The sequence below is a fragment of the Serratia sp. X10 genome (assembly GCF_017811775.1).
Classification (GTDB): Bacteria; Pseudomonadota; Gammaproteobacteria; order Enterobacterales; family Enterobacteriaceae; genus Serratia; species Serratia ureilytica.
The window spans coordinates 209,804-231,893 of sequence record NZ_JAEIOH010000008.1 but is presented as its reverse complement, the minus strand read 5'-3'; the positions used below and the strand labels follow the sequence as shown (position 1 = coordinate 231,893).

Below are 22,090 nucleotides of genomic sequence, written 5' to 3'. Positions count from 1 at the left end.
GTGAACGCACCACTGGTGTTCGGGTTGTCATGCCAATGGCATTGCCCGGTAGCTAAGTGCGGAAAAGATAAGCGCTGAAAGCATCTAAGCGCGAAACTTGCCTCAAGATGAGTCTTCCCTGGGCCTTCAAGGCCCCTGAAGGAACGTTTAAGACTAAGACGTTGATAGGCTGGGTGTGTAAGTGCAGCGATGCATTGAGCTAACCAGTACTAATGATCCGTGAGGCTTAACCTTACAACACCGAAGGTGTTTTGGTGAGACCGAGACAATATTCAGCTTGTTGACAGATTGGATTGACTGGCTTCGTGATGAAGCGGGTTGATTAAAACGAATTTGCCTGGCGGCAATAGCGCGGTGGTCCCACCTGACCCCATGCCGAACTCAGAAGTGAAACGCCGTAGCGCCGATGGTAGTGTGGGGTCTCCCCATGCGAGAGTAGGACACTGCCAGGCATCAAATAAACGTTATCAGTGTGACGACTGGTAATGCGCAAGTCGCAAAGCGCGATATTGCCGGTATCGAAAGATACAACGTAAAAGAATCGGTGGAGCGGTAGTTCAGTTGGTTAGAATACCTGCCTGTCACGCAGGGGGTCGCGGGTTCGAGCCCCGTCCGTTCCGCCACTTATTTAATTGTGCCTGCTTTTTTAGCAGGCATAATGTTAAGCGAGATTTAGGGGCGTAGCTCAGTTGGTAGAGCACCGGTCTCCAAAACCGGGTGTCGCGAGTTCGAGTCTCTCCGCCCCTGCCATATTAAGAACCCTTTGCGAAAGCAAAGGGTTTTTTTTTACCTACTATCCATTCCCTTGGAGCATTCCCGCTTTGAAAAAGAGCGCATTGGCTGCTCTATGCTGATGTCTATCTGATCCGAGTTGCCTTATGATCTTTCGATCTTTACCCCCGCAGACCACCTGATTCTCCTACCGTTTTGCATTTTCTTCTCTCAGAAGGCGATGGGCGGTTTTTGGCATGATAGACAGCCATAACCACGGTGGCGGCTTTTAAGGCCGCCATAGCGCTTTAGGCTGCGGTATTTAAAGGTATTTTAAGTAATTGCCGAATCAAAGGCTGTTGATCGCTGTTTTGCAACCAGACGGCATACAGTGGGCGGACAATCGGCGGGATCTCGGCAGCGGCAAGCAACTGCGGATACTCTTTTTCCCACTGGCTGGGCAGGAAAGCGCATCCGCCTGTGGTTTCCAGCAACTGACGCGTAAGGTGTGCCGAGGTGGTCGTGAGTACCGGCACGTTATCACCTTCCAACATGCGGTTTTCCTGTTGGTGGAAGTCGGCCCCCCATTCCAGCTTGATGTACGGCATGGGGGATTGCTTGTCACGACGCGCGGATGAGAACAGGCGTAATGAGAAATTGCCCAGCTGCTGGCTGGCCAGTTCATCCATCTTTGGCGGCTCAGTGGTGATCAGTAAATCGAGCTGCCTTTCATGCAGTTGCTTTACCAAAGAGTGCCTTAAGGCCACCCTGGCTTCGAGCTGCAGCGCCTCTCTTTGTTGATAGAGAGACTGCAACCAGGGGGTCAAATAAGCCTCCCACAACGAGGCAGTCGCGCCGATCGACAGCTCGGTATGTTGCAGTGAACGCACGACCTCTTTCTTCGCCAACTGCCAGGTGTTCATCAGGCTTTCGGCATAGGGCAGAAGCCGCTCACCGGCAGGCGTCAGGCGGATGTTATTGCGATGACGGGTAAATAAATTTGCGCCCAACTGGTTTTCTAACTGACGGATGCGGAAACTGACCGCGGACTGCGTTAAGTACAAAGATTCTGCGGCTCTGCCAAAGTGACGCGTTCTACTGACCTCCAAAAAGGTTTTCAGTAATTCGGTATCCACACCTATCTCCAAAAAAATTTGTCGTTAAGATTTAAATGTTTTGTTTTACACGCTGTCAAGCCTATCTAATACTCCGCGCCATAAACAGCACGGCCATAAGAGAATTAGGAGCGTGTCAGATGGCGGATAGCTTCACCACGACCAATCGTTTTTTTGATAATAAACATTACCCTCGCGGGTTCTCCCGTCACGGCGATTTCACCATTAAAGAGGCGCAATTGCTAGAGCGCTTCGGCTACGCGTTTAACGAGTTGGACTCGGGCAAACGCCAGCCGGCCACTGAAGAAGAACAGCTGTTCGTCGCAGTGTGCCGCGGTGAGCGCGAAGCGGCCACCGAGCAGGAAAAAGTATGGGCTAAATATCTGGCGCGCACACGTCGCCCGAAGAAATTCCATACGCTGTCCGGCGGTAAGCCGCAGGCTGACGCAGTAGAAGATTACAGCGACAGCGAAGACTAAAGACGATGGGGCCTTCGGGCCCCATTTTCTATTCCAGACTACGATGCAGTTGTAACAGCAGACGGTCCATACTGCGATAGCTCAGCGCTTCGCTGAGGTGGTGCCTGCCGATCTCGGCATCCCCCGCCAAATCCGCCAGCGTGCGCGCCACTTTCAAGATGCGCTGCCAGGCGCGGACCGATAACCCCAACGCGTTTAATGTCGCTTCCAAAAACTCGGCGTCTGCCGCCTGCAACACGCAATCCCGTTCCACTTCACGGTTGGTTAACAGCGCGTTGATTTTACCGGCGCGTTCGAGCTGCCGGGTGCGTGCCTGTCGCACTCTTTCCCGCACCTGCTCGCTGCTTTCTCCCTGAGTTTGCCGCTTACTGAGCGTACCTGGAGGTAACAGCGGCACTTCGATAGACAGATCGAAACGATCGAGAAAAGGCCCTGACAGCCGGGCCAGGTAGCGCAGCATCTGCTGCGGCGAGGCGCGATTATGCATACCCTGGTAATGCCCGGTTGGGCTGGGATTCATCGCCGCGATCAATTGCACCTTGGCCGGGAAGCAGACCTTGGCGTTGGCGCGTGAAATCACGATCTCGCCGGATTCCAGCGGTTCACGCAGCGCATCCAGCACCTTACGCTGGAATTCCGGCAGCTCATCCAGAAACAGCACGCCGTTATGCGCCAAAGATATCTCACCCGGGCGCGGCAGTGAGCCGCCGCCGACCAACGCCGCCATCGATGCGCTGTGATGCGGTGCGCGAAATGGCCTCTGGCGCCATGGCAAAGCGGTGAGAACAGGATGCTGCAAGCTGGCGACCGCCAGGCTCTCCAGCGCCTCGGGTTCCGTCAGCGGCGGCAGTAAGCCAGTCAGTCGACTGGCCAGCATGGTTTTACCGGTGCCCGGCGGCCCAATCAACAATAGGTTATGCCCGCCGGCGGCGGCGATCTCTAATGCCCGCTTGGCCTGCTCCTGGCCGATGATGTCGCGCAGATCGGCGTTTTCGTGCGGGTTGTCTGCCGCGGGAGGCATGACGGCTACCGGCAGCTCGCCCTGGCCGAGCAAAAAGGCACAGACCTCCAACAGGTGTTGGGCAGTATGGGATTGTGACTGCGCGATCAGGCCGACCTCGGCGGCGTTGTCCGTCGAGAGGACCAATTGTCGCCCGGCGTTAGCCGCCGCCAGCGCCGCCGGGATGGCGCCTCTGACCGCGCGCAGCGCGCCGGACAGCGCCAGTTCGCCAAGAAACTCGTAGCGTGCCAACGGTGCGAGGGGCAGTTGCTCGGAGGCGGCGAGGATCGCCAGCGCAATCGGCAGATCGTAGCGCCCGCCTTCTTTCGGCAGATCGGCCGGTGCCAAATTGACGGTGATGCGCCGGGCGGGAAAGGTGAAACCGTTGTTGATCAGGGCGCTGCGCACCCGATCGCGCGCCTCTTTTACCGTGGTTTCCGGCAGGCCAACCAGCGTCAGGCCGGGCAGGCCATTGCTGATATGCACCTCTACCGTTACGGAAGGGGCCTGAACGCCGATGATGGCGCGGCTATAGATTACCGCCAGTGACATATCGCTCTCCTTGCTGAGGGCGGCATGATGCGCGATTTATCCCGATGCCGCGCGGCGTTCTTGGCATTTTTTCCATGAAACTCGCAGCATAATCACTGATTTTCATCGAATTGAACGAAATTGTGCGAACCGCCTCGCAGCCTGTGGCAATACCCATTAACAATTCGCTGAAGCCTGCAACACATTAGCGGCCTGTACGCATTGCAGCCATAGGCTTGATGGGTGTATTTAACAATTGATTAAAAGAAAAATCACTTCTTTAACACACTCCGACCGCCGCCGCAGTCTGCCCGGCAGCCGCTAAATCTCCTGACTTCGTACTCTACGGTAGGGATAACACTATGTTTGGTTGGACCCCGCTGCAACGCAATGCGGCAATCGCCAGTTTTTCAAGCTGGACGCTCGACGCTTTCGATTTTTTCGTGCTGGTATTCTTACTCAGCGACATCGCACAATCCTTTCACGTCGGCCTGGAACAGGTCACGTTGGCGATTCTGCTCACGCTGGCGGTGCGGCCGATCGGCGCGCTGATCTTCGGACGCGCTGCGGAAAAATATGGCCGCAAACCGATCCTGATGCTGAATATCGTCTTCTTCTCGGTGTTTGAGCTGCTCTCCGCCGCCGCGCCCTCGCTGACGGTCTTCTTGCTGTTACGAGTGTTGTACGGCGTTGCGATGGGCGGTATCTGGGGCGTGGCGTCATCATTGGCAATGGAAACCATACCGGACCGCTCGCGCGGCCTGATGTCAGGGATTTTCCAGGCCGGCTATCCGTTCGGTTATCTGCTGGCGGCGGTGGTGTACGGCCTGCTGTTCGAAACGGTCGGCTGGCGCGGCATGTTCGTCATCGGCGCGGCGCCGATCCTGCTGCTGCCGTTTATTTATTATTGCGTGCAGGAGTCGCCGGTATGGCTGGCGGCGCGTGAGCGTAAAGAGAGCAGTGCCTTGCTGCCGGTGTTGAAGAGCCACTGGAAGCTGTGCTGCTATCTGGTGCTGCTGATGGCGGCGTTCAATTTCTTCTCTCACGGCACGCAGGATCTATACCCGGTATTTCTGAAAGTTCAGCACGGTTTCGATCCGAAAACCGTCAGTATCATCGCTATTAGCTACAATATCGCGTCAATTATCGGCGGCGTTTTCTTCGGTTCGTTATCGGAAAAAATCGGCCGCAAAAAAGCGATTATCATCGCCGCATTGTTGGCGTTACCGGTGATCCCGCTTTGGGCGTTTTCCAGCGGTTCGCTGATGCTCGGGATCGGCGCTTTTCTGATGCAATTCATGGTGCAGGGCGCCTGGGGCGTGGTGCCGACCTACCTGACCGAGCTGGTGCCGGCCAACACCCGCGCGGTGCTGCCGGGATTCGTGTATCAGCTGGGCAACCTGATCGCTTCGGTCAACGCCACGCTGCAAGCCACCCTCGCCGAGCATCATGGGCATAATTACGGCCTGGCGATGGCCATGGTTGCCGGGACGGTGGCGGTAGCGATCGCTCTGTTGGTGTTCTTCGGCAAGGATACGCGCGGCAAGGCCAGCACCGGCGCGGTGAAAAATCCAGGTATGCGCGCCAACGTGTGAAATCCGGGCGATTCGCGTGAGGTATGACCAGATTGCGCCGAATAATAACGCAAAAAAAGTGTTGTCATGTCGCGCGCGGCTGTGGTACCTCTGTAAGCATTAGTTCTGAATGAGCACAGTGAACAAACCCATTATGAAAGCCTTTGCCCAAGTGATTAGCCTAGTCGTGATTAGCGTGGTGGTGATTATTATCCCACCGTGCGGGGCTGCACTTGGACGAAGAAAGGCTTAGCAAACAAGCCGGAATCGCAAGAGAACCCCCGCACCGTCAGGTCCGGGGGTTTTTTATTGGCAAGAGAAAAGTGGAGCAAGGGGCGGAAGATGAAAAACAGAACAAAATTCTGCAGTTGTCGAAGTAAGGCGGGGAAATAACTATGAATGGCGCTCAGTGGGTAGTTCAAGCGTTGCGTGCGCAGGGTGTGGATACCGTATTCGGCTATCCGGGCGGGGCAATCATGCCGGTGTACGATGCGCTGTACGACGGCGGCGTGGAACACCTGCTGTGCCGCCATGAACAGGGCGCCGCCATGGCCGCCATCGGTTATGCCCGCGCCACCGGCAAAGTCGGTGTCTGTATCGCCACTTCCGGCCCCGGCGCCACCAACCTGATCACCGGCCTGGCGGATGCGTTGCTCGATTCTGTTCCCGTTGTCGCCATCACCGGTCAGGTGGGGTCCGCGCTGATTGGCACCGATGCCTTTCAGGAGATCGATGTTCTCGGCCTGTCTCTGGCCTGCACCAAGCACAGCTTCCTGGTGGAATCGCTGGATGCCTTGCCGGGCATCATGGCGGAAGCTTTCGCCATCGCCGCCGGCGGCCGTCCTGGCCCGGTGCTGATCGATATCCCGAAAGACATCCAGCTGGCGCAGGGCGATCTGCATCCGCATTTGATGCCGGTCGATGAAGCGCCGGCGTTACCGACGGCGGCGTTGGCCGAGGCGGCCGAGCTGCTGGCGCAGGCGCACAAACCGATGCTGTACGTCGGCGGCGGCGTGGGCATGGCGCAGGCGGTGCCGGCGCTGCGCGAGTTCATCGCCGTGACCCGCATGCCGAACGTCGCCACCCTGAAGGGGCTGGGCGCGCCGGATGCGCAAGATCCGCTGTACCTCGGCATGCTGGGCATGCATGGCGCCAAGGCCGCCAACCTGGCGGTGCAGGAGTGCGATCTGCTGATCGCCGTCGGCGCGCGTTTCGATGACCGCGTGACCGGCAAGCTGAACGCGTTCGCGCCGCACGCCAAAGTGATCCACATGGACATCGATCCGGCGGAGATGAGCAAGCTGCGCCAGGCGCATGTGGCCCTGCAGGGCGATCTGAAAGCGTTGCTGCCGGCGTTGCAGCGCCCGCTGAACATCGCCGCCTGGCGGCAGCGGGTAACGGCGCTGAAAGCCGAGCACGCCTGCCGCTACGATCACCCCGGCCAGCCGATCTTTGCGCCGCTGTTCTTGCGCCAGCTGTCCGCCCGCAAGCCGGCCAACAGCGTAGTGACCACCGACGTCGGTCAGCACCAGATGTGGAGCGCGCAGCACATGACGTTCGAGCGCCCGGAGAATTTCATCACCTCCAGCGGCCTCGGCACCATGGGATTCGGCGTGCCGGCCGCGGTAGGCGCTCAGATTGCCCGCCCGCAAGATACGGTGATCTGCGTCTCGGGCGATGGCTCCTTCATGATGAACGTGCAGGAACTGGGCACCATCAAGCGCAAGCAGCTGCCGCTCAAAATCGTGCTGCTGGACAACCAGCGCCTCGGAATGGTGCGTCAATGGCAGCAGCTGTTCTTCGACGGCCGCTACAGCGAAACCAACCTGTCCGATAACCCCGACTTCCTGATGCTGGCCGCCGCCTTCGGCATTCCCGGCCAGCGCATCAGCCGCAAGGATCAGGTGGAGGGCGCCCTCGAGGCGCTGTTCAACACCGAAGGCCCTTATCTGCTGCAGGTCTCTATCGACGAACTCGAAAACGTCTGGCCGCTGGTGCCGCCGGGCGCTGGCAACGAAACCATGTTGGAGGAAATATCATGATGCAGCATCAACTCTCGATCCAGGCGCGTTTTCGCCCCGAAATGTTAGAGCGCGTATTGCGGGTCGTGCGTCATCGCGGCTTTCAGGTTTGTGCTATGAATATGGTTTCCCCGGCCAACGCTGACAGCATCAATATCGAACTGACCGTTGCCAGCCCGCGTCCGGTCGCCCTGTTGTCATCTCAATTAAGCAAACTGATGGACGTCTCCTGCGTCGAGATCCAGCAGCCAACATCACAACAAATACGCGCCTGAGGCGCCGAGAAGGATAAATAACAATGACAAAGAAAGCCGATTACATTTGGTTCAATGGTGAGATGGTTCCTTGGGCCGAGGCCAAAGTGCACGTGATGTCGCACGCGCTGCATTACGGTACGTCGGTATTTGAAGGCGTGCGCTGCTACGACTCGCACTTGGGGCCGGTGGTGTTCCGCCATCGCGAGCACATGCAGCGTCTGCACGACTCGGCGAAAATCTACCGCATGCCGGTGTCGCAAAGCGTCGACGAGCTGATGGAAGCCTGCCGCGCCACGCTGCGCAAGAACAACCTGGTCAGCGCGTACATTCGCCCGCTGGTGTTCGTCGGCGATGTCGGCATGGGCGTCAACCCGCCGGCCGGTTATAAAACGGACGTGATTATCGCGGCGTTTCCTTGGGGCGCGTACCTGGGTGAAGAGGCGCTGGAGCAAGGTATCGATGCGATGGTCTCATCTTGGCACCGCGCGGCGCCGAACACCATCCCGACCGCGGCCAAAGCCGGCGGCAACTATCTTTCCTCCCTGCTGGTGGGCAGCGAAGCGCGCCGCCACGGCTATCAGGAAGGCATCGCGCTCGACGTGCACGGCTACATTTCCGAAGGGGCGGGCGAGAACCTGTTCCAGGTGAAAGACGGCGTGATCTACACCCCGCCGTTCACCTCGTCGGCGCTGCCGGGCATCACCCGCGATGCGATCATCAAGCTGGCGAAAGACATGGGCTTCGACGTGCGCGAGCAGGTGCTGTCGCGCGAATCGCTGTACCTGGCCGATGAAGTGTTCATGTCCGGCACCGCGGCGGAGATCACGCCGGTACGCAGCGTGGACGGCATTCAGGTCGGTATCGGTAAACGTGGCCCGGTGACCAAACAGATTCAGGAGGCGTTCTTCGGCCTGTTCACCGGCAAGACGGAAGACAAGTACGGCTGGCTGGATCCGGTAAACCCTTAACGACAAGGCTCGCCGCGCAGCGTGGCGGACGACAAGACAGACAAGATAAGAAATATCCAGGCGGTTCGTTCGCCGCCTGCCATAAATACATTTGGAGTGAAAAGAGCATGCCTAAGTACCGTTCCGCCACCACCACCCACGGCCGCAATATGGCGGGTGCCCGCGCCTTGTGGCGCGCGACCGGGATGACCGACGCCGATTTCGGCAAGCCGATCATCGCCGTGGTCAACTCCTTTACCCAGTTCGTGCCGGGCCACGTGCATCTGCGCGATCTGGGCAAACTGGTCGCCGAACAGATCGAAGCTTCAGGCGGCGTAGCCAAAGAGTTCAACACCATCGCGGTGGATGACGGCATCGCCATGGGCCACGGCGGCATGCTCTATTCCCTGCCGTCGCGCGAGCTGATCGCCGACTCGGTCGAATACATGGTGAACGCCCACTGCGCCGACGCGATGGTGTGCATCTCCAACTGCGACAAGATCACCCCGGGCATGCTGATGGCGGCGTTGCGCCTGAACATTCCGGTGATCTTCGTTTCCGGCGGCCCGATGGAAGCCGGCAAAACCAAACTCTCCAACCAGATCATCAAGCTGGATCTGGTGGACGCGATGATCCAGGGCGCGAACCCGAATGTCAGCGACGCCGACAGCGAGCAGATCGAGCGTTCCGCCTGCCCGACCTGCGGGTCCTGCTCCGGCATGTTCACCGCCAACTCGATGAACTGCCTGACCGAAGCGCTGGGCCTGTCGCAGCCGGGCAACGGTTCGCTGCTGGCCACCCACGCCGATCGCAAGGAACTGTTCCTCAACGCCGGCAAGCGCATCGTCGAGCTGACCAAACGTTATTACGAGCAGGATGACGAAAGCGCGCTGCCGCGCAATATCGCCAACAAGGCGGCGTTCGAAAACGCCATGACGCTGGATATCGCCATGGGCGGTTCGACCAATACCGTGCTGCACCTGCTCGCTTCGGCGCAGGAAGGCGAGGTGGACTTCACCATGGAAGACATCGATCGCCTGTCGCGCAAAGTGCCGCACCTGTGCAAGGTGGCGCCGAGCACGCAGAAATATCACATGGAAGACGTGCACCGCGCCGGCGGCGTGATCGGCATCCTCGGCGAGCTGGATCGCGCCGGCTTGCTGAACCGCGAGGTGAACAACGTGTTGGGGCTGACCTTGCCGCAGACGCTGGAAGCCTACGACGTGATGCTGACCCGCGACGAAAGCGTCAAGAAAATGTACTCCGCCGGGCCGGCCGGTATCCGCACCACGCAGGCATTCTCTCAGGACTGCCGCTGGGATTCGCTGGACACCGACCGCAAGGAAGGCTGCATCCGCACCCGTGAACACGCCTACAGTCAGGACGGCGGGTTGGCGGTGCTGTACGGCAATCTGGCGGAAAACGGCTGCATCGTCAAAACCGCCGGCGTAGACAAGGAAATCCTCACCTTCCGCGGCCCGGCCAAGGTGTATGAAAGCCAGGACGACGCGGTAGAAGCGATCCTCGGCGGTAAAGTGGTGGCGGGTGACGTAGTGGTGATTCGCTACGAAGGGCCGAAAGGCGGGCCGGGCATGCAGGAAATGCTGTACCCAACCACCTACCTGAAATCGATGGGGCTGGGCAAGGCGTGCGCGCTGATCACCGACGGGCGTTTCTCCGGCGGCACCTCCGGGCTGTCCATCGGCCATGCCTCGCCGGAAGCGGCCAACGGCGGCCTGATCGCCCTGGTGCAGGACGGCGACATGATCGCGATCGACATTCCTCATCGCGGCATCCAGCTGGATGTCAGCGAGCAGGAACTGGCGGCGCGGCGTGAGGCGGAACTGGCGCGCGGTGACGCGGCCTGGACGCCGAAAAATCGTGAACGTCAGGTGTCCTTCGCGCTGCGCGCCTACGCCTCGTTGGCCACCAGCGCCGACAAAGGCGCGGTGCGCGACAAGAGCAAACTGGGGGGATAAGCAGCATGGCGGTCTCTCAACCCCTACCCAGCGCCCCCTGCGGCGCGGAATATCTGCGAGCGGTACTGCGCTCGCCGGTTTACGAGGTGGCGCAAGTCACCCCGTTGCAGGCCATGAGCAAAATCTCTTCGCGCCTCGGCAACACCATTTTGGTGAAGCGCGAAGATCGCCAGCCGGTGCACAGCTTCAAGCTGCGCGGGGCCTATGCGATGATCGCCGGGCTGGACGAAGAGCAGAAGGCGCGCGGCGTCGTGACGGCTTCGGCCGGCAACCACGCGCAGGGCGTCGCCTTCTCCGGTAAACGGCTGGGGATCAAAACGCTGATCGTGATGCCGGTGTCCACCGCGGACATCAAGGTGGATGCGGTGCGCGGCTTCGGCGGTGAAGTGCTGCTGCACGGCGCCAATTTCGACGAGGCCAAAGCGAAGGCGATCGAGCTTTCCCAACAGCAGGGCATGACTTTTGTGCCGCCGTTCGATCACCCGACGGTGATCGCCGGGCAGGGCACGCTGGCGATGGAGCTGCTGCAGCAAGACGCGCATCTGGATCGGGTTTTCGTGCCGGTCGGCGGCGGCGGCCTGGCCGCCGGGGTGGCGGTGCTGATCAAACAGCTGATGCCGCAGATCAAAGTGATCGGCGTCGAAGCGGAAGACTCCGCCTGTCTGCGCGCGGCGCTGGATGCCGGCCATCCGGTGGATCTGGCACGCGTCGGGCTGTTCGCCGAAGGCGTGGCGGTGAAGCGCATCGGCGACGAAACTTTCCGCCTGTGCCGTGAATATCTGGACGACGTGATCACCGTGGACAGCGACGCCATCTGCGCGGCGGTCAAAGATCTGTTCGAGGACGTGCGCGCCATTGCCGAACCTTCCGGCGCGCTGGCGCTGGCGGGGCTGAAAAAGTACGTCCAGCAGCACAACATTCAGGGCGAGCGTCTCGCGCACGTGCTGTCCGGCGCCAATCTCAACTTCCACGGGCTGCGCTACGTTTCCGAGCGTTGTGAACTGGGCGAACAGCGCGAAGCGCTGCTGGCGGTGACCATTCCGGAACAGCAGGGCAGCTTCCTCAAGTTCTGCCAACTGCTGGGCGGGCGCTCGGTGACCGAATTCAACTACCGCTACGCCGATGCCGACAACGCCTGCATTTTCGTCGGCGTGCGGCTGACGCGCGGCCACGCTGAACGGCGGGAGATCATCGACGAACTCAACGCCGACGGTTACCAGGTGGTGGATCTGTCGGACGACGAGATGGCTAAACTGCACGTGCGCTACATGGTGGGCGGGCGTCCGTCGAAGCCGCTGCGCGAACGGCTGTACAGCTTTGAGTTTCCGGAGTCGCCGGGCGCGCTGCTGAAGTTCCTGCAGACGCTGGGCACGCACTGGAACATCTCGCTGTTCCACTATCGCAGCCACGGCACCGACTTCGGCCGGGTGCTGGCGGCCTTCGAGCTGGCGCAAAGCGAGCCGGAATTCGAGCGGCACCTGCAGGCGCTGGGCTACGATTGCCACGACGAAACCGACAACCCGGCGTTCCGCTTCTTTTTGCAGGGGTGAGCCGGATTGATAAGTAACCGTGACGCATTAGTCAGTTTATGGGTTGCGCGGTTGTGATTTTGTCGTGCATTTTTATACTGCCAAGACTTCTGACGTATAGGGATGCACGACAATGAAAACTGCTTTTTCTACGCCGTTCGGTTCTCCCGAAGACGATTTGACCAACGCCGAGTTTGCCCGCCTGTTGGGCAATACCGGCGTACAAGAATTCTATCGCGATATTAATCTGCAAGCCTTGCAGGACTCGCTGGACTGCAGCCTCGCCTTTCATGGCGTGGGAATTATTTTTTCCGACGGGCAAAACTCATTTTTAGTCCGCCCGACGCAGCACACCGGTTACTCGAACGCTTCGCAGGTTACCCACGTGGTCATCAGCAAAACGGTGGCTCATACCTCGCGCGTTGCCGCGACCAATACGCTGTCGGAAGCGCTGAGCAAACCCAGCGTCAGCAAAGAGCTGGCCTCGGCCGCGCTGTCGTGTGGAACGCTGCTGGTATCGGTCTTTTTACTGGCGTCGGGCAGCGTCGCCGTGCCGTTTACCGGCGGCACCAGCTCGGCGGTGGCTTATCTGGGCTATGCCGGTATGGCCGCCAGTGCGTTGCAATGCGGTAATGGGCTGTACCGCGTCAACAAGCTTTATGACGGGAAAGGGGATGAATTGGCTCAGCTCGATTCAGAGCAGTGGTATATCGCCACCAGTACCGTGCTCGATGTGATCTCGCTGGCCAGCGCCGGGGCCGCCCTGAAGGAAGCGACGATGACCTATCGCGCCATGCGCCGCATTTCGGCGCGCAAGGCGACGGAGTGGCTGAAAAGCATGCCCCGCAGCGAAAGGAAGCGGCTGACCGAAAACATCATTCGGGCGGAAAACCCGGGGATTTCCAATAACGTCTTGAAAGAGATGGTGAAGAACGGTTTATACCCGAAGCGCTATCCGACGGAAGCGATCCAAAACGGGCTGCGTCAGCAATTGCACTCGGCGCTCAATAACTCATTGACGTTCGTGGGCAGCGGCATCAGCGGCACCCTGTCTGCACCGGTGAATGTGAAAACCACCGGGCAGTATTTTGTGGGCATTATGCAGAAATTGCCGCAGATGGTGAGGTAATGGCGGACTGGATGATTAAACGCCTGATTGTGCAGGGCCGGGAGATGGAAAGCCAAATCGCGGCGCGCGATCGCGCGCTTTTCGCCGGTGTGGATGCGCAGCTCGAGCAGCATTTCCTGACGCCGGGCCAGCGGCTATCGCCGCCGGGCGTCGGCAACGTCATGCTGCTGATGGTGTGCCTGATGTTGGGCCTGGCGGGTGTGATGGGTCTGGTCACGGATGTGGCGGCCGCCTGGAGCGGCAAGACCTCCGCCGCCGTGTTGATGGGCAGCGGCGCGATCGTGGCGGTGTGGATGACGCTGATCCTGTTCCAACTGGTGCAGGGTAAAAACAGCGGGGTGGTATTGCTGCAATATTACCTTGGCATGCTCGGTCTCTGTTGCCTCGGCGCCGCGGCGGCGTGGGCGGCGGGCATGACCGGTATCGCCACCGGCGCCCTGCTGCTGGGGGGCGTGGTTGGCGGGGCGCTGTTCAGCAACCGGGCGGCGTTCTACCTGTATGTCGCCTATTTCCGCACGCGTCGGCGCGTGTTTATCAAACGCCGTTGGCAGAGGGAAGAGCTGCGCAATACCCGATAAACCGTCAGAACGGAAAAACTTATGACGCAACCTTTCTCCGGCTTTAGCCAGCAGGGCCTGAATTTCCTGCAGCAGGTGCGGATCGAGAACGATAAGGCGTGGTTCGACGGCAACCGCGACATCTACGATCGCGAGCTGCTGGCGCCGTTTCGCGCGCTGGTGGAGCAGCTTGCTCCCGGCATGCTGGCGATCGATCCGCAGTTCGAGACTCGCCCGGCGATCGGCAAAACGCTGTCGCGCATTCATCGCGATACGCGGTTTTCTCACGACAAGTCGCGCTACCGCAGCCGCATGTGGCTCACGTTCAAGCGCCCGAGCAAAGACTGGAAAGATGCGCCGGTCTACTTTTTCGAACTGGGGCCGGACATGCTGCGCTATGGGCTCGGTTACTACAGCGCCAACAAGCCGACCATGGATCTGTTCCGCCATACGCTGAGGCAGCGGCCGCAGCCTTTCCTTGAGGTAGCTGCCTGCTGCCGGCCGCCGTTCGAGCTGGTGGGCGAGAGCTACAAGCGCCCGCTGGTGAAGGAGCAGGCGGCGGAGATCGCCACCTGGTACAACCGCAAATCGTTCGCGGTGATGGTGACCGACAGCGAAGTGGAAAAGCTGTTCAGCGCCGATCTGGTGCCGCTGCTGGCCGGGGCATTTTTGCAGCTTGAGCCGCTCTACCACTGGCTGATGCAGGTAGAGACGATGAAGCAGATCGATCCGGCGGATCTGTAAAACCCCGCGTCAGCGGGGATGCAGCAACCGCCAAAAGGCGTCGATCAGCGGATCGCTGAGGCGTTTTTTCTGGACGCAAACTCCCAGCTCGAACGGTTCGACCATCGAGATGTTATCCAACTGCGAGATGCGGTTGCGCACCGGTTCCGGGCTGTTGTCCACCACCACGCTCGGGATCAGCGCGATGCCGCAGCCCAGGGCCACCATCGACACGATCGCTTCGTGGCCACCGACGGTGGCGTAAATCAGCGGATTGCTGATGCGGTGACGGCGGAACCACAGCTCGATGCGTTTTCGCGAAGGGCCGTGTTCCGGCAGGATGAAAGGGATCTCGGCCCAGTCGGGCTTGTCGGCGAACGCCTGGCTGCGCACCGCGCAGGGCAGCGCCGGCGCGATCAGCACCAGCGGAATTTCGCCGATTTTGGTGAACGCCACGCTGGCGGGCAGCGTTTCCGGCCGGCCGGCGATGCCGAGATCGGCCTCGTTGGACTGCACCTTGTCGACCGCGTCGGCGGCGTCGCCGGTGGTCAGCTTGATCTCCACCAGCGGGTGCTGCGCGCGGAAGCGATCGAGGATCGGCGGCAGGTGGCTGTACGCTGCGGTCACCGAGCAGAACAGCCGCAGTTCGCCGCTCAGCGAAGGGCCGTGCTGGCCGAGCGAGTGCTTCAGCTGCTGATATTGCAGCAGCGTTTGCTGGGCGAATTCTTTCAGCTGTTCGCCGGCGTCGGTGAGCTGCACGGTGCGGTTATCGCGCAGGAACAGCGGCTGCCCGAGGATCTCTTCCAGCCGCTGGATCTGGCGGGAGAGCGTCGACGGGCTGACGTGCATCGCCTTGGCGGTGCGCCCGAAGTGATGGCTTTCGGCCAGATGCAGGAACAGCTTTAAATCACGTAAATCCATATCGATACGCTCGCAGTGAGAGTGTTGCAAAAATTGCAATATCACGTTCTCAATATATCAATTTAAGCAACGCATTTCCTGTTATACATTGAGTTTAACGAATCTCCGCACAGACAGGGCGGGGAATGAAAATAACAATGCAAGACAACATCAAACCGGAGTACCACCATGGCTAACTATTTCAACACATTGAACCTGCGTCAGCAGTTGGCGCAATTGGGTAAATGCCGCTTTATGGCGCGCGACGAATTTGCTGACGAAGCCGGCTACCTGAAAGGTAAAAAAGTGGTGATTGTCGGCTGTGGCGCCCAGGGTCTGAACCAGGGTCTGAACATGCGCGACTCCGGCCTGGATGTCGCCTATGCCCTGCGCAAAGAAGCGATCGACGAGAAGCGCGCTTCCTGGCGCAAGGCGACCGAAAACGGCTTTAAGGTCGGCACCTACGAAGATTTGATCCCGCAGGCGGATCTGGTGGTCAACCTGACGCCGGACAAGCAGCACTCTTCCGTAGTGCGTGCGGTGCAGCCGCTGATGAAAGACGGCGCGGCGCTGGGTTACTCCCACGGCTTCAACATCGTTGAAGTGGGTGAGCAGGTGCGTAAAGACATCACCGTGGTGATGGTCGCGCCGAAATGCCCGGGCACCGAAGTGCGTGAAGAGTACAAGCGCGGCTTCGGCGTGCCGACCCTGATTGCGGTTCACCCGGAAAACGATCCGAAAGGCGAAGGCATGGCGATCGCCAAGGCCTGGGCGGCGGCGACCGGCGGCCACCGCGCCGGCGTGCTGGAGTCTTCCTTCGTCGCTGAAGTGAAATCTGACCTGATGGGCGAGCAGACCATTCTGTGCGGCATGCTGCAGGCGGGTTCGCTGCTGTGCTTCGACAAGCTGGTTGCTGAGGGCACCGATCCGGCTTACGCTGAGAAACTGATTCAGTTCGGCTGGGAAACCATCACTGAAGCGCTGAAGCAGGGTGGCATCACTCTGATGATGGATCGCCTGTCCAACCCGGCCAAGCTGCGCGCCTATGCGCTGTCCGAACAGCTGAAAACCATCATGGCGCCGCTGTTCCAGAAGCACATGGACGACATCATCTCCGGCGCGTTCTCCAGCGGCATGATGGCCGACTGGGCGGAAGACGACGTGAAATTGCTGACCTGGCGCGAAGAGACCGGCAAAACCGCGTTCGAGAATGCGCCGCAGTTTGAAGGCAAAATCAGCGAGCAAGAGTACTTCGATCACGGTGTGCTGATGGTGGCGATGGTGAAAGCGGGCGTTGAGCTGGCGTTCGAAACCATGGTCGATGCCGGCATCATCGAAGAGTCGGCTTACTACGAGTCGCTGCACGAGCTGCCGCTGATCGCCAACACCATTGCGCGTAAGCGTCTGTATGAAATGAACGTGGTTATCTCCGATACCGCAGAGTACGGCAACTACCTGTTCGCCAACGCGGCGGTGCCGCTGCTGAAGGACTTCATGACCACCCTGCAGGCGGGCGATTTGGGCAAAGCCGTGGCGGGTACGGCGGTGGACAATGCGCAGCTGCGCGACGTGAACGAAGCGGTGCGCAGCCACCCTATCGAAACCGTCGGCCGTAAACTGCGCGGCTACATGACCGATATGAAACGCATCGCCGTCGCGGGCTGATTTTCCGCAAGGCAAAGCACAAAGAGAAAGAGCCGGCAGCGATGCCGGCTTTTTTTTATGCCTCCGGCATCATTGCGGCGGGAATGATGGCGCCGCGATGCTGGATCACCGTAGCGGCCAGCAGATGGCCGCGCTGCGCCGCCCGTTGGGCGCTACCGCCGTTCAGGCGGGCCGCCAGGTAACCGGCGCTGAAAGAATCGCCCGCTGCGGTGGTGTCGACGACACGCTCTGGCGGCAGCGCGATCGCCGGCACCTCAAGCTTCTCCCCTGCCATACTGAACACCAGGCAGGCGTGCGCGCCGCGTTTGATGACGATCTCGCCGACGCCGAGCGCCTGCGTGCGTGCGACCACCCGTTCGATAGGCTGCGCTCCCCACAGCAACTCTTCGTCATCCAGCGTCAGAAAAGCGATGTCGGTACAGGCCAGCACCTCGCGGTAGGCCTGCTGCGTTTCCTCACGGCTTTGCCACAGGCGCGGACGGTAATTGTTGTCGAAGATCACCTTGCCGCCGTTGGCGCGACAGCGGCGCAGCAGCGCCAGCAGTTTCATGCGATCGGCAGGCGCGAGGATCGCCAGGCTAATGCCGCTGAGGTACAGGTAATCGAACTGCGCCAGCCGTTCGCACAGTGTGTCGGCCTGCGGTCCCGTAAGCCAATACCGGGCGGCGGCGTCATTGCGCCAGTAGTAGAAAGTACGTTCGCCGGCGGCGTCGGTTTCGATGAGGTACAGGCCCGGCAGCTTGTTGTCGAATTGCTGAATCAACCCGGTCTCGATCTTCTCCTGCCGCCAGGCCTGCAGCATTTCGCCGCTGAAACTGTCGGTGCCGAGTGCGGTGACATAATGCACCCGCAGCGTCTGTTCCGGCATTTGGCGGGCGAGGTAGACGGCGGTGTTGAGGGTATCGCCGCCAAAGCCGCGCGTCAGCTGTGCGCCCTGCTGCGACAGCTCGATCATGCATTCGCCGATCACGGCGAGATTTCGGATAGTCATCGTCAATAAGCCCTGGCTAAAGAAGAAGCAATAGCCGTCAGTCTCCACGCAAGGCGGTAAGGGAGTCAATAAATTAAAACGGTGTTTTAATTTTTTATGATCGCGATCGGCGAACGCGGGCAGGACGGAGGAGAAACGGGCGGCAATTCGGCTTAAAGTTTTACGCCGCGTTGCCGATAAGCTGGGTAAAGAAACAGCGGCAGCGCTCTCATTTCCCCGCCACGGCGATAGTACCGATGATAACCAATCTGATCTCTGGTCTGCTGGCGCCTTGTTTTGCCCTCTATGCCTGCGCCAAATCGCGGCGCTACTGGCGGCAATGCCGGCGTTTGTATACCTTCCAGCCGATTTATCGCACCAGCGGCGCGCTGCTGGCGGTGGAACTGCTGACGGCGGTGTATCACCCGAATGAGCCGGACAAGCGGCAATCCCCGGAACATTATTTTTCCTCGCTCGGCGTCGCCCAGCGTTTGCAGGTGATCCAGGAACAGCTGGCGCTGTTGCAGCGCTGGCAGGCGTTGTTCATTCGTCACGCGGTGATGGTGTCGGTCAATATCGACGGCATCGCGCTGCAAGCGTTGCAGCGCCATAGCGCGTTGCAACGGCAGATCGCCGAAATGCCCTATCTGCGCTTCGAGCTGGTGGAGCACGCCGAAACGGCGTCAAACTGCCCGCTGCAGCAGATCGTCGGCGGCGAGCGGCTGTGGCTGGACGATTTCGGCAGCGGGCTGGCCAACTTCTCCGCCGTCGGCGCCTGGCGCTATCAATACATCAAGGTGGCGCGCGAATTGTTTACTTTGCTCAAACAGTCGGAAGAGGGCGTCCAGCTGCTCGGCACCCTGATCAAGATGATGAACCAGCACAGCGACGGGGTGATCGTCGAGGGCGTGGAAACCGAACAAGAGTGGCGGCTGGTGCAGCGTTCCGGCGCGTTGGCCGCACAGGGCTACTACCTGTCTCGCCCGGCGTGCTTTGAAACTCTGCACAGCGTGCCGACGCTGTTCGCCGCGCCCGGCGCGCCAGCGTGAACTCCGGCCTATCCTCAGCTAGGCTTAAACGGGGCTGCTAACTCCTTTTCCTTTCATTCGGCAGCCCGATTTATGCGCTGAGGGAGCCGCTATGACAAGAACAGGAAAGGTTTTCAGCTGGCTGGGCGGCATTGTGCTGCTGCTGATCGTCGCGCTGACGATCTTCATTGCTACCTTCGACTGGAATCGACTCAAGCCTACCATCAACGACAAAGTGTCGGCCGAACTGCGGCGACCGTTCGCCATTCGCGGCGATCTGGGCGTTGACTGGTCGCGCAATCCGGATGAGGGCGGCTGGCGCGCCTGGGTGCCCTGGCCGCATATTCACGCCGAAGACGTGTGGCTGGGTAACCCGAAAAACATGCCCGGCGACAGCATGGTGACGCTGCAGCGCGTCGACGCCAGCATTGCGCCGCTGGCGCTGCTGGGTAAAGAGCTGCTGATCCCGCGCATCTGGCTGAAGCAGCCGAATGCTTCGTTGCAACGTCTGGCCAACGGCGACAACAACTGGACGTTTGACCTGGCCGCCGGCCAGGATCCCAAGCAGCCGCCTTCCGATTGGTCGTTCACCGTTCACGACATCGTATTCGACAAGGGGCAGATCGCCTTTAGAGACGCCACGCTGAAGGCGGATTTCCGCGCCGTCATCGATCCGCTCGGCAAGCCGTTGCCGTTCAGTGAAGTGACCGGCAAACAGGGCGGCGACAAGGCCGCGACCCCCGATTACGTTTTCGGCTGGCAGGTGAAGGGCAAATATAACGGCGAGCCGTTGAGCGGCAGCGGCAAGATTGGCGGCATGTTGTCGCTGCAGAGCGCCGATTTGCCGTTCCCGCTGCAGGCCGATGTGCGCTCCGGCAGCACCCGGGTGGTGGTCGCGGGCACTTTGTCCGATCCGCTGAACCTCGGCGGCCTGGACGTACAGCTGAAATTTTCCGGTGAAAGCCTGAGCAACCTCTATGGCCTGACCGGCGTGTTGTTGCCGAACACCCCGCCGTATGCGACCGATGGACATCTGACCGCCCGCCTGCATCAGCCGGGCGGGGCGGTGTTTGAGTACCAGAAATTCGACGGAAAAATCGGCGACAGCGACATTCACGGCAGCTTGAAGTACGTTGCCGGTAAACCGCGGCCCACGCTGAGCGGCGCGGTGAACTCCCGGCAGCTGAGGTTGGCGGATCTGGCGCCGCTGATCGGCGCGGACTCCAACGCCGCCAAAGCCGGGCGCGGCGAGAAAAGCCGTCAGCCTGCGGATAAGGTGCTGCCGGTCGAACAGTTCGATACGCAAAGCTGGCGCAAGATGGATGCGGACGTGAAGTTTGCCGCCGCGCGCATTGAACGCGGCAGCGATTTGCCGCTGAGCGATCTGGCCACGCACCTGAAGCTGAACAATGGCGAACTGCGCCTGGATCCGCTGCGCTTTGGCATGGCGGGCGGCAGCCTGAACGCCGTCGTGCGCCTCGACGGCGGCAAAAAGCCGATGCGCGGGCAGGTGGATATGCATGCACGCAAACTTCAGCTTAAACAGCTGTTGCCGAACGTGGAGGCGATGAAGCGCAGCCTCGGGCAGATGAACGGCGACGCCAGGTTGACGGGCAGCGGCAATTCGGTGGCCGAGCTGCTGGCGACCAGCAACGGCGATCTGCGCCTGCTGATCAATAACGGGGTGATCAGCCGTAGCCTGATGGAGATCCTCGGCCTGAACGTCGGTAACTATCTGGTGGCGCAGCTGTTCGGTGACGACGTGGTGGGCATCAACTGCGCGGCGGCGGACGTCGGCATCCGCAGCGGCGTCGCCGCGCCGCGACTGTTTGTGTTCGACACCGAAAACGCGGTGATCAACATCACCGGCAACACCAACCTCGCCACCGAACGGCTGGATTTGTCCATCGATCCGGAAAGCAAGGGCATGCGCGTGCTGACGCTGCGATCGCCGCTGTACGTGAAAGGCACCTTCAAGCATCCGGACGCCGGGGTCAAAGCCGGGCCGCTGATCGCGCGCGGCGCGGCGGCGGTGGCGTTGGGGGCGGTGCTGACGCCGGCGGCGGCGCTGCTGGCGCTGGTCTCGCCCAGTGAAGGCGGCGAGGAGAACCAGTGCGGGCAGATCCTGCGGGAGATGAAAGGCAAAAAATAATCAGGTGCGCGGCGGCGGCGTGAGCAGCCGGCAGTCGTGATCCTGGATCTCTTCCGCCGAGGCCAGGGTGAACGGCAGCAGGCTGCGCTCGGTTGCCAGCAGCAGGAAATCCCCGTCCGGCAGCGCGGTCATCGCCAGGCCGAAGCTGCCCATGCGCCCGTCGGCGCGCGGCAGGCCGGAGGCCAACAGGCGGAAGGCGCCCTGTTGTTCCAGTTCGGCAGGGGTCACCCGCCGCCCCAGATAGTCATGCCCCAACAGGCCGCCGGGCAGCGGTTGCCATTGCTCGATGAAATGGGGGCCGATCTGCGCCAGCCGCTGTTTTACCGCCGGCAGCAGGCAGGAGATATGAATGTGCAGCTGGTTTTGCGTGCGGCCGTATTCCGAATTGATCGCCAATGAAATATCGCCGTCGTCGATCGGTTTGCCATAGCGTTCCGCCATCACGTGGCGCGCGCGCCAGGCCTGGGCGAAGAAATTCGGCGTGGCGGCGTCCAGCACCGCCGGGCTTTCGATACCGGTGATTTTGGCGCTGGGCATCAGCAGGTATTGCAGCGGCCCGTTGCGATCTTTAAACACTACGAAACCGGCCTGTACATCCACCTGCGCGCAGGGCGCCGGGTTGTCGTGCGCCTGCTGATTGGGCAGACATTGCTGGCTGACGATGCGCCACAGCGCATCGGGATGGTCGGGTTTCAACCCGTAATAGAGCGCGATGGCGAGAGCCGCCAGCAGCGCCACGCAGACAAATACCCCACGACGCAGAGACATCGGCCGATCCTGTTACCGAGAGAAACGTCCAGCATAGCCCGGTTTTATGACAGGA

General features: G+C 60.5%; 19 protein-coding genes, 2 tRNA genes and 2 rRNA genes. 18 read left to right on the top strand and 5 right to left on the bottom strand.

Features of this window, described 5'->3' with window-relative positions:
- The 4 genes from J9788_RS21930 to J9788_RS21915 form a co-directional block, all read left to right on the top strand.
- Nucleotides 1-234: ribosomal RNA gene (locus J9788_RS21930) — 23S ribosomal RNA — on the top strand; the annotation flags it as partial.
- A gap of 102 nt (nucleotides 235-336) precedes the next feature.
- Nucleotides 337-452: ribosomal RNA gene (gene rrf / locus J9788_RS21925) — 5S ribosomal RNA — on the top strand.
- Between the two features lie 94 nt (nucleotides 453-546).
- Nucleotides 547-623 (top strand) — tRNA-Asp (locus J9788_RS21920).
- A 51-nt stretch (nucleotides 624-674) separates the two neighbouring features.
- Nucleotides 675-750, top strand: a tRNA-Trp gene (locus J9788_RS21915).
- Between the two features lie 269 nt (nucleotides 751-1,019).
- On the opposite strand, the gene hdfR is transcribed toward J9788_RS21915, so the two are convergent.
- Nucleotides 1,020-1,847: an HTH-type transcriptional regulator HdfR gene (gene hdfR / locus J9788_RS21910; RefSeq protein WP_033645382.1), complete on the bottom strand. Its 828-nt coding sequence runs from the start codon at nucleotides 1,845-1,847 to the stop codon at nucleotides 1,020-1,022.
- A gap of 119 nt (nucleotides 1,848-1,966) precedes the next feature.
- On the opposite strand from hdfR, the gene J9788_RS21905 reads away from it, so the two are divergent.
- Nucleotides 1,967-2,305 carry a DUF413 domain-containing protein gene (locus tag J9788_RS21905; protein WP_004929946.1) on the top strand — a complete coding sequence of 113 codons (339 nt, stop codon included), beginning with the start codon at nucleotides 1,967-1,969 and terminating at the stop codon, nucleotides 2,303-2,305.
- Between the two features lie 28 nt (nucleotides 2,306-2,333).
- Here J9788_RS21905 and J9788_RS21900 read toward each other — a convergent pair whose 3' ends face one another.
- Complete coding sequence (locus tag J9788_RS21900; protein WP_182265674.1) at nucleotides 2,334-3,857, bottom strand: YifB family Mg chelatase-like AAA ATPase; 1,524 nt, start codon at nucleotides 3,855-3,857, stop codon at nucleotides 2,334-2,336.
- A 341-nt stretch (nucleotides 3,858-4,198) separates the two neighbouring features.
- On the opposite strand from J9788_RS21900, the gene J9788_RS21895 reads away from it, so the two are divergent.
- From J9788_RS21895 to J9788_RS21850, 10 genes are all read left to right on the top strand, one after another.
- Nucleotides 4,199-5,431: an MFS transporter gene (locus tag J9788_RS21895; RefSeq protein WP_182265675.1), complete on the top strand. Its 1,233-nt coding sequence runs from the start codon at nucleotides 4,199-4,201 to the stop codon at nucleotides 5,429-5,431.
- 133 nt (nucleotides 5,432-5,564) lie between these two features.
- Nucleotides 5,565-5,663: an ilv operon leader peptide gene (gene ilvL / locus J9788_RS21890; protein WP_013814970.1), complete on the top strand. Its 99-nt coding sequence runs from the start codon at nucleotides 5,565-5,567 to the stop codon at nucleotides 5,661-5,663.
- 142 nt (nucleotides 5,664-5,805) lie between these two features.
- A complete protein-coding gene (gene ilvG, locus J9788_RS21885; RefSeq protein ID WP_182265676.1) occupies nucleotides 5,806-7,452 on the top strand; it encodes an acetolactate synthase 2 catalytic subunit in 1,647 nt (548 codons plus the stop codon).
- Complete coding sequence (ilvM, locus tag J9788_RS21880) at nucleotides 7,449-7,706, top strand: acetolactate synthase 2 small subunit (protein ID WP_004929955.1); 258 nt, start codon at nucleotides 7,449-7,451, stop codon at nucleotides 7,704-7,706. Before ilvG ends, ilvM begins: the two co-directional genes overlap by 4 nt.
- Nucleotides 7,707-7,729: 23 nt before the next feature.
- A complete protein-coding gene (locus J9788_RS21875; protein ID WP_182265677.1) occupies nucleotides 7,730-8,656 on the top strand; it encodes a branched-chain amino acid transaminase in 927 nt (308 codons plus the stop codon).
- A 107-nt stretch (nucleotides 8,657-8,763) separates the two neighbouring features.
- Nucleotides 8,764-10,614, top strand: coding sequence for a dihydroxy-acid dehydratase (gene ilvD, locus J9788_RS21870; RefSeq protein ID WP_182265678.1), 1,851 nt, complete (start codon nucleotides 8,764-8,766; stop codon nucleotides 10,612-10,614).
- A 5-nt stretch (nucleotides 10,615-10,619) separates the two neighbouring features.
- Nucleotides 10,620-12,164, top strand: a complete 1,545-nt coding sequence (gene ilvA, locus J9788_RS21865; RefSeq protein WP_015379394.1) for a threonine ammonia-lyase, biosynthetic — start codon at nucleotides 10,620-10,622, stop codon at nucleotides 12,162-12,164.
- 112 nt (nucleotides 12,165-12,276) lie between these two features.
- Entirely contained in the window at nucleotides 12,277-13,272 is a 996-nt protein-coding gene (locus tag J9788_RS21860) for a hypothetical protein (protein WP_033654501.1), read from the top strand.
- Nucleotides 13,272-13,850 carry a hypothetical protein gene (locus J9788_RS21855; RefSeq protein ID WP_182265679.1) on the top strand — a complete coding sequence of 193 codons (579 nt, stop codon included), beginning with the start codon at nucleotides 13,272-13,274 and terminating at the stop codon, nucleotides 13,848-13,850. The genes J9788_RS21860 and J9788_RS21855 overlap by 1 nt, the downstream gene beginning before the upstream one ends.
- A 21-nt stretch (nucleotides 13,851-13,871) precedes the next feature.
- On the top strand, nucleotides 13,872-14,573 hold the full coding sequence (locus tag J9788_RS21850) for a DUF2461 domain-containing protein (protein WP_038874696.1): 702 nt from the start codon (nucleotides 13,872-13,874) through the stop codon (nucleotides 14,571-14,573).
- 9 nt (nucleotides 14,574-14,582) lie between these two features.
- Here the strand turns inward: J9788_RS21850 and ilvY are convergent, their stop codons facing one another.
- Nucleotides 14,583-15,473 (bottom strand): HTH-type transcriptional activator IlvY, encoded by an 891-nt coding sequence (gene ilvY, locus J9788_RS21845; RefSeq protein WP_004929971.1) that lies wholly within the window; start codon nucleotides 15,471-15,473, stop codon nucleotides 14,583-14,585.
- 168 nt (nucleotides 15,474-15,641) lie between these two features.
- Between ilvY and ilvC the strand changes: the two genes are divergently transcribed.
- Entirely contained in the window at nucleotides 15,642-17,117 is a 1,476-nt protein-coding gene (ilvC, locus tag J9788_RS21840) for a ketol-acid reductoisomerase (protein WP_033636408.1), read from the top strand.
- Nucleotides 17,118-17,172: 55 nt separating this feature from the next.
- Here the strand turns inward: ilvC and J9788_RS21835 are convergent, their stop codons facing one another.
- A complete protein-coding gene (locus tag J9788_RS21835) occupies nucleotides 17,173-18,108 on the bottom strand; it encodes a sugar kinase (RefSeq protein WP_182265680.1) in 936 nt (311 codons plus the stop codon).
- Between the two features lie 236 nt (nucleotides 18,109-18,344).
- Here J9788_RS21835 and pdeH point away from each other — a divergent pair, with 236 nt between their 5' ends.
- Together pdeH and J9788_RS21825 are read left to right on the top strand one after the other, a co-directional pair.
- Nucleotides 18,345-19,136, top strand: coding sequence for a cyclic-guanylate-specific phosphodiesterase (gene pdeH / locus J9788_RS21830; protein WP_046898887.1), 792 nt, complete (start codon nucleotides 18,345-18,347; stop codon nucleotides 19,134-19,136).
- Nucleotides 19,137-19,227: 91 nt separating this feature from the next.
- Complete coding sequence (locus J9788_RS21825) at nucleotides 19,228-21,267, top strand: AsmA family protein (protein ID WP_182265681.1); 2,040 nt, start codon at nucleotides 19,228-19,230, stop codon at nucleotides 21,265-21,267.
- On the opposite strand, the gene J9788_RS21820 is transcribed toward J9788_RS21825, so the two are convergent.
- The gene (locus tag J9788_RS21820; RefSeq protein ID WP_072626779.1) at nucleotides 21,268-22,035 is read right to left on the bottom strand and encodes a CDP-diacylglycerol diphosphatase; all 768 of its coding nucleotides are present in this window, start codon (nucleotides 22,033-22,035) and stop codon (nucleotides 21,268-21,270) included.
- Between the last annotated feature and the right edge of the window lie 55 nt (nucleotides 22,036-22,090).

Coding starts and splice junctions, on each gene's coding strand:
- J9788_RS21905 (WP_004929946.1), top strand. CDS start 1,967: ATGGCGGATAGCTTCACCACGACCAATCGTTTTTTTGATAATAAACAT.
- J9788_RS21900 (WP_182265674.1), bottom strand. CDS start 3,857: ATGTCACTGGCGGTAATCTATAGCCGCGCCATCATCGGCGTTCAGGCC.
- J9788_RS21895 (WP_182265675.1), top strand. CDS start 4,199: ATGTTTGGTTGGACCCCGCTGCAACGCAATGCGGCAATCGCCAGTTTT.
- ilvL (WP_013814970.1), top strand. CDS start 5,565: ATGAAAGCCTTTGCCCAAGTGATTAGCCTAGTCGTGATTAGCGTGGTG.
- ilvG (WP_182265676.1), top strand. CDS start 5,806: ATGAATGGCGCTCAGTGGGTAGTTCAAGCGTTGCGTGCGCAGGGTGTG.
- ilvM (WP_004929955.1), top strand. CDS start 7,449: ATGATGCAGCATCAACTCTCGATCCAGGCGCGTTTTCGCCCCGAAATG.
- J9788_RS21875 (WP_182265677.1), top strand. CDS start 7,730: ATGACAAAGAAAGCCGATTACATTTGGTTCAATGGTGAGATGGTTCCT.
- ilvD (WP_182265678.1), top strand. CDS start 8,764: ATGCCTAAGTACCGTTCCGCCACCACCACCCACGGCCGCAATATGGCG.
- ilvA (WP_015379394.1), top strand. CDS start 10,620: ATGGCGGTCTCTCAACCCCTACCCAGCGCCCCCTGCGGCGCGGAATAT.
- J9788_RS21860 (WP_033654501.1), top strand. CDS start 12,277: ATGAAAACTGCTTTTTCTACGCCGTTCGGTTCTCCCGAAGACGATTTG.
- J9788_RS21855 (WP_182265679.1), top strand. CDS start 13,272: ATGGCGGACTGGATGATTAAACGCCTGATTGTGCAGGGCCGGGAGATG.
- J9788_RS21850 (WP_038874696.1), top strand. CDS start 13,872: ATGACGCAACCTTTCTCCGGCTTTAGCCAGCAGGGCCTGAATTTCCTG.
- ilvY (WP_004929971.1), bottom strand. CDS start 15,473: ATGGATTTACGTGATTTAAAGCTGTTCCTGCATCTGGCCGAAAGCCAT.
- ilvC (WP_033636408.1), top strand. CDS start 15,642: ATGGCTAACTATTTCAACACATTGAACCTGCGTCAGCAGTTGGCGCAA.
- J9788_RS21835 (WP_182265680.1), bottom strand. CDS start 18,108: ATGACTATCCGAAATCTCGCCGTGATCGGCGAATGCATGATCGAGCTG.
- pdeH (WP_046898887.1), top strand. CDS start 18,345: ATGATAACCAATCTGATCTCTGGTCTGCTGGCGCCTTGTTTTGCCCTC.
- J9788_RS21825 (WP_182265681.1), top strand. CDS start 19,228: ATGACAAGAACAGGAAAGGTTTTCAGCTGGCTGGGCGGCATTGTGCTG.
- J9788_RS21820 (WP_072626779.1), bottom strand. CDS start 22,035: ATGTCTCTGCGTCGTGGGGTATTTGTCTGCGTGGCGCTGCTGGCGGCT.